The sequence below is a fragment of the Flaviramulus basaltis genome (assembly GCF_900114265.1).
GTDB lineage: Bacteria > Bacteroidota > Bacteroidia > Flavobacteriales > Flavobacteriaceae > Flaviramulus > Flaviramulus basaltis.
Genome location: NZ_FPKV01000001.1, coordinates 939,253 through 951,876, shown reverse-complemented (window position 1 = coordinate 951,876; position 12,624 = coordinate 939,253). Strand labels below are relative to the sequence as shown.

Below are 12,624 nucleotides of genomic sequence, written 5' to 3'. Positions count from 1 at the left end.
TTATACAATGACAACTTTCATTTTTGATGTTTTAAAAGATTTACAAAACAACAATACAAATATTTCTAAAATAACATTTGTATTACCCAGTAAACGAGCTGGTCTTTTCCTAAAGCATCAACTTCCTAAGGTTATAAACCAAACCGTTTTTTCTCCTGAAATAATTAGTATTGAAGAGTTTGTTGAGGAGATGTCAAAACTCAAATCTATTTCAAACACAGAGCTTCTCTTTGAGTTTTATGGTACATATACAAACCTAACAAAAGAAGAAAATCGGGATTCTTTTGAATCCTTTTCAAAATGGGCGCAAATATTACTTCAAGACTTTAATGAAATAGATCGCTATTTAATCCCGCAAGCAAAGATTTTCGATTATTTAGGCGCCATAAAAGAAATTGAAAGTAATCACTGGTCATTAGATGAAAAAAAAACAGACTTTGTAAAAAATTATTTAGCCTTTTGGACTAAGCTTTATAATTATTACAATCACTTTACTAAACACCTTTTAAATAAAAATATTGGTTATCAGGGTTTAATTTACAGAGAAGCGGTTGAAAATTTAGAATCTTATATTCAAAACCACAATGAAAAGCAACATGTTTTTCTTGGCTTTAATGCCCTAAATACGGCAGAAGAAACAATTATTCAAGAATTACTTGAAAATGATATAGCGCAAGTGTATTGGGATATAGATGCTGTTTTTATAAATAACCTTAAACACGATGCCGCTTTATTTACAAGACATCATAAAAGTAAATGGTCATTTTTTAAAAACAATCCTTTTAATTGGATAAGTGAAAATTATTCAAAAGAAAAAAACATTTCCATTTTCGGGATTCCAAAAAATATTGGTCAAGCCAAATATATTGGTGAGATTTTAAATAATTTACAAACAACCCATCAATCTTTACAAAATACGGCTGTTGTTTTAGGTGATGAAAATTTATTAATTCCGGTATTAAATTCGCTTCCTAAATCTATTGATGCATTAAATATAACAATGGGTTTTCCTTTAAAATCTATTCCGTTAGCATCACTATTCGAAGCCTTATTTCATTTACATAAAAACGCTTCTAATTCCTTTTATTATAAAGATGTGATTAACATCATTTCGCATCAATTTATTAGGCCTTTACTTACCATTGAAAACATTGATTATGCTTCAAAACTAATTGAAACTATAGACACTAACAACCTTGTTTATTTAACAAAAGATCGTTTAAAGCAAATAGCTATTGAATCTAGCAATATAATTGATTTGCTATTTTCTAACTGGCAGAAATCTATTCAAAATGCATTAAACAATTGTTCACAATTAATTTTAATCATTAAAAATCATTTAGACAAAGAGAAAGAATCTAATTTACTTTCATTAGAGTATGTGTTCCGGTTCAACGAGCTATTTAATGAGCTTAATCGATTAAATTCAGAGTATCATCACATAAAAGATATTTCAGCTTTATACAGTGTCTACAAAGAGTTATTAAGCAATAATACTTTAGATTTTCAAGGAGAACCTTTACAGGGTTTGCAAATAATGGGAATGCTCGAATCTCGTGTGCTAGATTTTGAAACCGTTATTATTTCATCTGTTAATGAAGGTGTTTTACCATCGGGGAAAAGTAATAATTCTTTTATCCCTTTTGATGTTAAAATAGAAAACAACTTACCTACTTACAAAGAAAAGGATGCTGTATATACCTATCATTTTTATCATCTTTTACAGCGTGCTAAAAATGTTTATATTTTATACAACACCGAAGCAGATGTTCTAACTGGTGGTGAAAAAAGCCGATTTATAACTCAATTAGAATTAGAAGGTATTCACTCTATTAATCATCAAATTATAGCGCCTCTAGTTCCTATTATTGAACCTTCACTTAATGTTATTAAAAAAACTGAAACTTTACAAAAGCAAATTATTCAACTTGCTGGAGAAGGGTTTTCACCATCATCATTAACCAATTATATTCGAAACCCAATTGATTTTTATTATCAGAAAATATTAAAAATAAAGGAGCACGATGATGTTGAAGAAACAGTTGCTTCAAATACTTTAGGAACTGTTGTTCACAACACTTTAGAAGATTTCTACAAACCTTTTGAAGGGAAACTTTTAACGTTAGATAGTATTAAAAACCTAAAACTTCAAATAGAAGAAAAAGTTACTTTTCATTTTAAAAATGAATATAAAGAAGGGGATATTACCAAAGGAAAAAATTTAATCATTTTTGAAATTGCAAAACGCTATGTGTCGAATTTTTTAGATTTAGAAATTAAACATTTGAAAGCTGGAAATACTATAAAAATTATAGCTATTGAAGCAAATAATGAAGTTTTAATTGATATACCAGAACTTAATTTTCCTATTAAAATAAGAGGGAAAGTTGATAGGGTGGATGAATATAATGGTGTAACACGTATAATTGATTATAAAACTGGAAGCGTACAACAAAACCAAGTTGAAATTGTTAATTGGGAAGACCTCAACACAGATTACAAAAAGTATAGTAAAAGTTTTCAAATACTTGCCTATGCCTACATGATGCATGCATCAAAACAAATAAGCCTTCCAATTGAAGCGGGTATTATTTCATTTAAAAATTTGAGTTCGGGTTTTTTAAAGTTTGCAAAAAAAGATAAACCTGGTAACTATGCTAAAAAAGACATGCTAATTACCCAAGAAACTATAAATAATTTTAGTGATGAGTTAAATAACCTCATCAAAGAAATTTGTAATCCTGATATTGATTTTACTGAAAAAGAAGTTTAAAAATGATTATCACTAAAAATATTATTCTTGAAGGTCAACACGGAAAACCAATACTTACGGATGTTTTTTATGTTGAAAACAATAAGCCTAAACCTATTATTATATTCTGTCATGGTTATAAAGGTTTTAAAGATTGGGGCGCATGGAATTTAATGGCAAAGGCTTTTGCTAAAGCAGGTTTTTATTTTATAAAATTTAATTTTTCACATAATGGTGGAACAGTTGAACAACCTATTGATTTTCCAGATTTAGAAGCTTTTGGCAATAATAATTACACAAAAGAACTAGACGATTTACAATCTGTATTTGATTGGTTGTTTTTTAATTCTAAAATAAAAAATGAAGCAGATATTAATAACGTGACGCTACTTGGGCATAGTAGAGCTTGTGGTATTGTAACTATTAAAGCTGAAGAAGATAGCCGTATTAAAAAAGTAATAAGTCTTGCTGGTGTAAGTGATTTTGGAAAAAGAACTTCAACAAAAGGAGATTTAGAACAATGGGAAAAAGATGGTGTAAAATATGTTTTAAACGGCAGAACGAAACAACAAATGCCTCATTACTATCAGTTTTATGAAGATTTTATAGCTAATGAAAACAGGCTAACTATAAAAAGAGCTGTTTCAAATTTAAAAATCCCGTATTTAATTATTCACGGAAATGCAGACACTAGCGTTTATATAGAAGAAGCTTATAAACTTCATGAGTGGACTAAAAACAGTAAAATAGAAATTATTGAAGGAGCCGACCATGTATTTGGTGCACATCATCCTTGGGAAAAGGATACTTTACCCGTTCAATTAAAAGAAGTTATAAAAAAGACAATCCATTTCATAAAAAATTAAACTTCATTCTAAAATATCATTATAAAGTAAAGATTTCCCTATTCAGACTTGCAATAAAAATTGTGATAGCTTTTCTAAAGATTCTATAATTGCCAATTCCACATCCATACAAGGCTCTTTTAAAACATTAATCGCTAAAGTAAGATTGGTTTGATTATTTAAAGAGATTTTCTTTTTAGTCTCTAATCCCATTAGTAAAATTTCTGAGGCTATGGAAATATTTTCCGAGAATGATTCTAAATCTTTAATCTTGGAATTGATTTTAATTTCTTGAAAGCTATTATGAATATTAGACCATTTTTTCAGACTCTTTTTTACTACTTCAAGACTTTCATTATTAGAGTTTTCTAGATATGCTTTTACCTCTTTATTAAAAATAACAGCATCTTCTGCATCAGCTACACAAGCATCTGCAAATAGAGAAAATGGAGAGAACGTTTTATATTCTACACCATTTTTATTTCGTTCATATATTTTTAAAGGTTCACAAATTTTAGATAAATCTATCAATGTTGAAATATCTTGATTATTTGTAATACTCCTTAAAATAACATCTCTATTTCGAATATGAGTAATGCCAAGTTCTTCTAATTTATAGCTAACATCATTCAAACGAAGCTTCATGTTTTCAAGATTATTAACTTCTTTTTTAGACCAAAAACGCTCTGCAATTGCTGCAGTTCTTGGCCAAATACGAGAATCTATAGTAAGAGGCGTAACTAATTCACTCCACATTGTGGCTTCTCCTCCTAAAATATTTGCGTGTTCTTTTTCTGTTAATTTTATATTTCCAATAGGCTCAACGCTATAATGATATTCTAGAGACTGCATTCTATCTATATAAAAACCATTAGATAAAACAGTTTTATAACCTGCTTTGGCAGCACTAATAAGAGAACCTCCTTTTATTAAGCCTTCATTTTCTCCACGCCATGCATGAATAACAGCAGATTTTGGCATATTAGGAGTCATAATTTCGTCCCAACCCATTAAATTTTTATTTAGTTTTTTAAGAATTTTTTCAAGCCTAATATTAAAATACGTCTGCAACTCGTGGTTTGTTTTTAAATTATTAGCAGTCATGAAAGCTTGAATATCTTTATTCTCATCCCAATGTTTTCCTTCATTTTCATCTCCTCCAATATGGAAATATGCATCTGGAAAAAGGGAAGCCATTTCAGTAAATAAATTGTCTAAAAACTTATAAGTTATCTCTTTAGTTGGATTAAGCGTAGGGTCAAACACTCCCGAATACCTTTCAATAGTGTAATTATAATCCTCTTTACTACTAAGCTCTGGATACGCCGTTAAAAAAGCAGAAGCATGCCCAGGAACATCAAATTCTGGCACGACACGAATGCCTAAATCTGAGGCATAATTTACTATTTCCTTAATTTGAATTTGGGTATAGTATAACCCATCTGAAGCTAATTGGTGTAATTTTGGATAAACCTTAGACTCAACCCTAAAACCCTGATCATCTGTTAAGTGCCAATGAAAAACATTCATTTTTACAGATGCCATTGCTCTTAAATTTCGTTTTAAAACATCTATTGGTTGAAAGTGTCTAGACACATCTATCATTAATCCTCTCCAAACAAATCTGGGAGAATCATTAATGGTTACTCCAGGAAAATAATATTTAGCATCATCATTAGCCGTTAGTTGTAGTAAGGTTTCTAAACCTCTTAAAGCTCCAACATCCGTTTTTGCTTTAATAGTAATAGTATTGTTATTTATATTTAAAGCGTAAGATTCATCATCATTAATTGATAGGCTTGAGACTGTTTCGAATGAAATTATTATGTTGCCTTTTTCATTAGTAATTGGAAATCCTTTATCGATAAAAACTCCCGATCGATTGGATAGGCGCCTTAAAAAATTAACAGCTGCTTTATAAACCCGCCCTTCGTCTTCACCGTTAATTGAGATGGTAATGCCACTATTAATTATAAATTTTGATGTATTCTCTATTATATCATTAGGCCAAGGCATTAAATTATATTTCTCATTTATATTTGTTTGAGAATTACAACTTAACCACAAGACGTTGCATAACATTAAAATAAATATGTTTTTTTTCATTTTTTAAATATCTTTTTAAGAATTCGCGGTGATTTAGACCTTCTCAATTCTTCTAAGCTTATTTTTAATAATATTTTGATTGGAAATAAGAAATGACATCTTTTAAGATTTAAGTTTGATAAATCCTTAGTTTCTAAAATGCCCTTCCCTTAATTTGAGTATAAATCAATTTTCAAAGTTCCAACTTTCTTTTCTAGAAATGATAACGCTTAAAGGCCTCAATAGCAGCATAATCAGCTAACCCTAAATCGTTATATTTTTTTGCTGTTAGCCTGTTTCTGTCTTCTACACGCACCCAAAACTCTCTTGAATCGTCCCCTTGAAACATCACCCCATCTTTTTGAGATTGGTGATAAAAAATAGCATGGCGTTTTTTTAGTACTTGATCTGGACTCATTGGAACTGCCATTTCAATTTGATAAGATTCCCATTCGTGCCATGCGCCACGATATAACCAAACCCAACAATCGTCCATATACTTGTTATGTTTTAGTTTTTCTAAAGATTCAAATAAAGCGTCAAGACAAACTTTATGCGTTCCATGTGGGTCTGCTAAATCGCCCGCAGCATAAATTTGATGCGGTTTAATATGTTCGATTAAACTACACATAATATCTATGTCGTCTTGTGATAGATTATTCTTTTTAATGGCTCCTGTTTCATAAAATGGTAAATCTAAAAAATGAACATTCTCATCATTTAAACCTAAATATCTAGTTGCTGCAAGAGATTCACTACGTCTTATTAATCCTTTTAATTTTCGAACTTCTGGTGAGTCAATGGCATTTCCTGTTTTTTTCTTTAAGTAATTAATGATATCGTTGGCTTCTTTACAATCTGAATTTAAAGATTTTGATATTTCTGCAAATTTTAAAGCTTCCTCATCTGAAACAGCAATATTTCCTGAGGTTTGATATGCAATATGCACATCATGCCCTTGTTCTACCAATCTATCGAAAGTACCTCCCATTGAAATAACATCGTCATCTGGATGTGGACTGAAAATAATAACTCTCTTTTTAGGAATATTAGCACGCTCCGGCCTATTAGAGTCGTCAGCATTAGGTTTTCCTCCAGGCCAACCAGTAATTGTATGCTGTAACTTATTAAACATTTTAATATTTAAATCGTAAGCAGTGCCTTCTTCAGCTAAAAGACCAGACATACCATTATCGTTATAATCTTTATCTGTTAGTTTTAAAAATGCCTTATTTGTTAATTCGCTTAACCACACAACAGCCTTTAATTTAAGATTGTCATTCCATACACAAGATGTTACAATCCATGGTGTTTTTATTCTAGTTAGTTCAGACGAAGCTCCTATATCTAGAACAAAAGTTGTGTTTTTATGATTTTGTAGATAAGTTGCTGGTACTTGAGACGTAATTTCCTCTTCAATGGTCTTTTTTAATACATCTGCTTTACTAATTCCCCAGCCTAATAATACAATTCTTTTAGCGCTTCTTACTGTTCCAACACCCATTGTAATGGCTTTTCTAGGAACATTATCTATACCTAAAAAAGATGGAGCAGCATCAACACGAGTAATGTGATCTAAAGTGATACTTCTTGTGCCTGAATTAAGGTGAGAACCTGGTTCGTTAAAACCAATATGACCTGTTCTTCCTATACCTAGTAATTGAAAATCAAGTCCACCAAGAGATTTTATTTTCATTTCATAATCAATACAATATTGATATAAGTCTTCACTATTCACACTACCATCTGGAATGTTAATATTTTCTGGTAATATATCTACATGATTAAAAAGATGTTCATGCATAAAGTAGAAGTAACTTTGCATGTTGTTTTTATCCATTGGATAATACTCATCCAAATTAAAAGTTACAACGTTAGCAAAACTTAAATTTTCTTCTTTGTGCATTCTCACAAGTTCTTCATAAACTTTTATTGGAGAAGACCCAGTTGCTAACCCTAAAACACATCTTGTTTTAGCATTTTGTTTTTCTTTAATTAGATCTGCAATTTCTTTTGCAACTATTAAAGAACCTTCAGATGAAGAATTAACACAAACATTATGAATTTTTTCAAAACGTGTTTCTTCAAATTTACCAGGTTCTTTATAACTTATATCTATATAGTTCGCAACATCTGCGTTCATAATATGATTTTTTATTGATAATACTTTTTAAAACAAGCGGAACAATGTTCCGCTTGTTATGGAAACTAAACTAAATAATATAAAAACTATTATTAAAAATTTGACCCTCCGGTATCCCACCATAATCGTGTTCCTCCGTTATCGGAACCCCCTAAGTAACTAACTGCTGTTGTTACATTTGCTCCATTGGTGTTTTTTTCGTTTTCTACAAAATTTATTCGTCTAACTTGAATATTAGTATTTATTGTTCCTCCACTATTGTTTACAACTACAGGAAAAATTCTTGGGTAACCAGTACGTCTAAACTCACTCCAAGCTTCTTGACCATCAGGAAACATAGCAATCCATTTTTGTGTGATAATTTGTTCTAACTGTTCTTCGTTTGTACCCGCAGCATTATATGCAATTTTAACATCGCTTGCATAAGCTATATTATTTACTGGACTTAGTGCATCTACAAAATCGGCAGGTGTGCTTGTATTATCAGCTAAGTATGCTGTAACTCCAGAAACTCCATGTTGTGCAAATGAAGCAGTCACTCCTGCTTCGTAATTAGTTTGCACGTTACCTGCTCCATTCCAACCCCTTAAGGCAGCTTCAGCTTTTAAAAATAACACTTCTGAAGCTGTCATCCAAGTTAAAGTTTCTCCATCTATAACGCTTCCAATTGATGCATGATCTAAATATTGACCTTTAGCCGTAATATCTATTCCCATTCGAATACCTTTATAATCTCCAGCTAATGAAGCATCCGCAGAAGGATTAAAATAAGTTTCTATTCTACCATCATTAAATCCTGTTAAAATAGATTCCATTTCTGCAGCCATTCTAATATCTCCCCAAGAACCACTTATAACAGTTATAGGATGAGGAAAACCTGTATTTATAACCATATCTTCTGTCTCTAATAATCCTGCATTACTAGCTAAAGCTAATTCACCTTGCGCTTTTGCTAAAGCTGGGTTTATCTTTACAATGCGAATTGCTAATCTTAATCTCAAGCTATTTGCAAATTGTCTCCACTTTGCAATATCTCCAGCAAAAGCAGACATATCAAAAGGAGTAAATTGAGTCTCTCCAATAAATGGTTCCAAACCATCAATAGCAGCTCCTAAATCGTCAAAAAATGCTTGATAAGCCACATCTTGTGGGTCATATTCTCCTGTGGTTGCAAAATCGTTAAATTTTGTATAACGTATTGGCCCATAAATATCAGACACACGATGCATTGCTGTAACTTTAATAATGTTAGCTATATATACAAATTTTACACCATTAGGATCGCCTCCTAACTCTACTGCATTTTTAACATTTAAGGCTTGAGGCATTACATTTTCATAAGCATCAGACCAAGGAAAACCATTCCATCCATCTACCAAAGCATAGGTTTGGTTATTTACATTACCTGCAAAAGGGGTTGGTGCAGTCATATACCCTGAAAACACATCTCCCATAAGCCCTTGTTGTAATTGGTAATTCCATGCCGGGGTAATATTGAACACGTTTAAAAACATGGGCTGAAATTCATTCCCAACATTATTGTTCATTTGAGTAAGACTCTCCTCTGTAATACCATTTGGATTAGTATTGATGCTTGCAAAATCATCAGTACAATTTTGCAAACTAATGGTTACTAGAGAAATTAGAAAGTACTTTAATATCTTTTTCATTTTCTTAGAAATTTACGTTTATGTTTAATCCTATACTTCTTGTAGATGGTTGCCCATATATATCAACTCCTTGCAGTCCTATACCTGTACTTGCTGCAATATTTGGATCAAAAGGTGCGTCTTTATGAATAAAGAATAAGTTATTAGCAATTAATGATAATCTTACAGATTCAAAGAATTTTCCAGAATTTGGTAAGGTATATGCTATTGATAATTCTCTTAAACTAATATTAGTCGCATCATACACATACTCTCCTAATAAACCAGCTCTACCACCAGTTTTTGTGTAGTAATCTTGAGCAGTCATTTGAGCAGGAGCGCCAGCAGTAGTAACCACATTTATCATTCCATTATTGTTGTTTCTAGCATTAGCTGATGCTTGAGATACGCCATAAAAATCATTAACAGCTTCTGTTACACTTACTACATCTCCTCCAAATTTCCCATCAATTAAAAAGCTTAATGAAAAGTTTTTATAGTCGAATGAATTACTCCATCCAAGTGTAAAATCTGGTTGTGCATGAGCAATGGTTTCAAAACCTGTAGCTTCAATAGTTAAACTTCCAGAGCCATCATCTGTAACCACTGGTAAACCTTCTTCATTTCTTACAATTGAACGCCCTCTAATACTTCCAAAATCTTCTCCTTCAACTAAAGAATATCCGTAGCCATTTACACCTGGCGCAGTTAAAATAGCCTCTCCATTATCAAGTGATGGATGTACAGATACAACTTCATTTTTATTTGACGCGAAATTTAAAATTGTATTCCATGTAAAATCATCGCTTAAAACAGGTTTTGCGTTTAATACAATCTCAATTCCTTTATTAGAAATTTCTCCAGCATTTACTATATTTTGGGTATAGCCTTGAATATTAGGTTGTGCTGCGATAAAAAATATTTGATTTTCTGTAGTAGAACTGTAATACGTAAAATCTACTCCTAACCTATTATTAAGAAAACGCCATTCTGTTCCTATTTCAAAAGATTTTTGTTTTTCTGGCACTAATGTTTCGCCTTCTCGTGGAGCAAATGTTGCTTGATTAGCAGAACCTATTGTACCTCCAGATCCTGTAGTTCCAATAGTTCTTAAAGGAATTGTAGCATACGCAGGAATATCTTTACCTACTTCTGCATAAGAAGCTCTAACCTTAGCAAATGAAATTGATTCTGGCATTTCAACCATTTCGGTTAAAATACCTGTTAGCCCTACTGATGGATAAAAGAATGAACTTGATGCTGTATTTACTAAAGTTGAAGACCAATCTGTTCTTCCTGTTACATCTAAATATAACATGTTTTTGTAACCAAAATTAGCAGCACCAAAAACAGATTGAACTTCGCGGTTAGCTACTTTTTGTGAAATCCCGTTTGAAGATTCAAAATTTGCTATGGTAAACTCATTAGGAAATCTTAATCCTTCTGGTCCAGAATCTAAAAGTATTTGGTCGCCAGTAGAATATTTAGTTAAACTAGTTCCTAATGTTAATCCAAATTCAAAATCTTCTGATAGCTCTTTATTATAGTTTGCTATTAAATCTAAATATTGTTGTGTATTCTCTGTTTTTTCAAGAACATACCTTCCTGTCTCTGGTACAAAAGTTAAATCGCTTCCTGCATACAATCTCTTATCGAAGGTGAAAAATGATTTATCAAAACTTCCTCTAGATTGTAATGAAAGGTTATCTGTAATTTGATATTTAACACTTACACTAGCCAAAACTCTTTGAGCAATATCTTTACTTGGGTTTCGATTTATTAACCAATACGGGTTTTGTTGAATATTTTCATCAAATGAAGATGCATATTGATCCATCATATTTGTTGCTGTATTAAAATATTCAAATGTGTCTTTATACGTGTTTAAATCAATACCTACAGGATTTAAGTACAAACCAGTTAATGGATTAGAGTATAAACCGTTAGTAGATCTATTCCAAATTCTTTGATCAGATAAACTAATGTTAGCAGAAACTTGAATCTTATCGTTAAGGAAATTTGCCGTTTCACGTAAGTTAAATACGTTTCTATTCATTTTATTCTCTGGCATTACACCACTAACATTTGTGTTTGCAAATGAGAAATAAGTTTGAGCCTTTTGATTTCCAGCACTTAAAGAGATTGATTGTGTAGATGTAAATCCCGTTTCAAAAAAATCATCAACGGCATTCGATAAACCACTCGTTTTTGCTCCCCATGTTTTAGGGTCACTAACTCTACCGTTTTCGGCAATAGGTTGTCCAACGGATAGTGATTGATATTCAGTTTGTAATTCAGGAAGAGAAACCACATCATCTACCGTTAACGTAGAATTAAAATTAACTTTAAGAGCGCCTTCTTTACCCGTTTTAGTAGTAATTAAAATAACCCCGTTTGCTCCTTGGCTACCGTAAAGAGCCGCAGCTGATGCTCCTTTTAGAATAGAAATACTTTCAACATCATCAGGATTAATAAGAGATGTAATATCTCCACCATCTCTGTTTCCTATTTGGCTACCAAAAATATTTCCTCCTGGTTCTTCGCCATTTTGACCATTACCACTATTAAGCATTGGCACACCATCAATAACATAAAGAGGATCATTATTACTTGTAGATGAGTTTCCTCTTAAAACTACTTTAGTTGCACCACCAGCTCCAGATGAACTTCGTGTAATGGTTAAACCAGCAGACTTCCCAGATAAACTGTTAATAGGGTTTGTTTGTTTTACTCTAGTTAAATCATCACCCTTAACATCTTGTGCAGAATAAGTAAGTGTTTTTCTTTCCTTCTTAATACCTAAAGCAGTTACAACAACTTCATTTAATTGCTGCGAGTTTTCTTCTAATTGTACATTAATGATACTGGAATTATCTACTGTAACTTGGGCTGTAGACATTCCTAAAAATGAAAAGATTAATACATCTCCAACATTAGCGTTTAATGAATAGTTTCCATCAAAATCTGTTAGGGCACCTTTTGTTGTTCCTTGAACTACCACATTTACTCCTGGAAGCGGTATCCCTTCTGCTTTAGAGGTTACTGTTCCTTTAATTTCTTTTTCTTGCGCAAAAATAATTTGTGCAGTAAATAATAAAAAAGAAAACAAGAAAAGTGTTCGTAAATTTTGTTTCATAATTTGATTATTTT

The 12,624-nt window shown here is 31.6% G+C and carries 6 protein-coding genes; 2 read left to right on the top strand and 4 right to left on the bottom strand.

Annotated features, from left to right (window positions below; all coding sequences use genetic code 11):
• Positions 1–7 precede the first annotated feature (7 nt).
• Complete coding sequence (locus BT151_RS04380; protein WP_072400530.1) at positions 8–2,773, top strand: PD-(D/E)XK nuclease family protein; 2,766 nt, start codon at positions 8–10, stop codon at positions 2,771–2,773.
• A 2-nt stretch (positions 2,774–2,775) separates the two neighbouring features.
• The gene (locus BT151_RS04375) at positions 2,776–3,618 is read left to right on the top strand and encodes an alpha/beta hydrolase family protein (RefSeq protein WP_072400529.1); all 843 of its coding nucleotides are present in this window, start codon (positions 2,776–2,778) and stop codon (positions 3,616–3,618) included.
• Between the two features lie 42 nt (positions 3,619–3,660).
• Here the strand turns inward: BT151_RS04375 and BT151_RS04370 are convergent, their stop codons facing one another.
• The 4 genes from BT151_RS04370 to BT151_RS04355 all read right to left on the bottom strand — a co-directional run bounded on the left by BT151_RS04370 (position 3,661) and on the right by BT151_RS04355 (position 12,610).
• On the bottom strand, positions 3,661–5,703 hold the full coding sequence (locus BT151_RS04370; protein ID WP_072400528.1) for a beta-N-acetylhexosaminidase: 2,043 nt from the start codon (positions 5,701–5,703) through the stop codon (positions 3,661–3,663).
• Positions 5,704–5,896: 193 nt separating this feature from the next.
• Positions 5,897–7,825 carry a glucosamine-6-phosphate deaminase gene (nagB, locus tag BT151_RS04365; RefSeq protein WP_072400527.1) on the bottom strand — a complete coding sequence of 643 codons (1,929 nt, stop codon included), beginning with the start codon at positions 7,823–7,825 and terminating at the stop codon, positions 5,897–5,899.
• Between the two features lie 92 nt (positions 7,826–7,917).
• Positions 7,918–9,495 (bottom strand): RagB/SusD family nutrient uptake outer membrane protein, encoded by a 1,578-nt coding sequence (locus BT151_RS04360; protein WP_072400526.1) that lies wholly within the window; start codon positions 9,493–9,495, stop codon positions 7,918–7,920.
• Positions 9,496–9,499: 4 nt separating this feature from the next.
• The gene (locus tag BT151_RS04355) at positions 9,500–12,610 is read right to left on the bottom strand and encodes a SusC/RagA family TonB-linked outer membrane protein (RefSeq protein WP_072400993.1); all 3,111 of its coding nucleotides are present in this window, start codon (positions 12,608–12,610) and stop codon (positions 9,500–9,502) included.
• Positions 12,611–12,624: the final 14 nt, after the last annotated feature.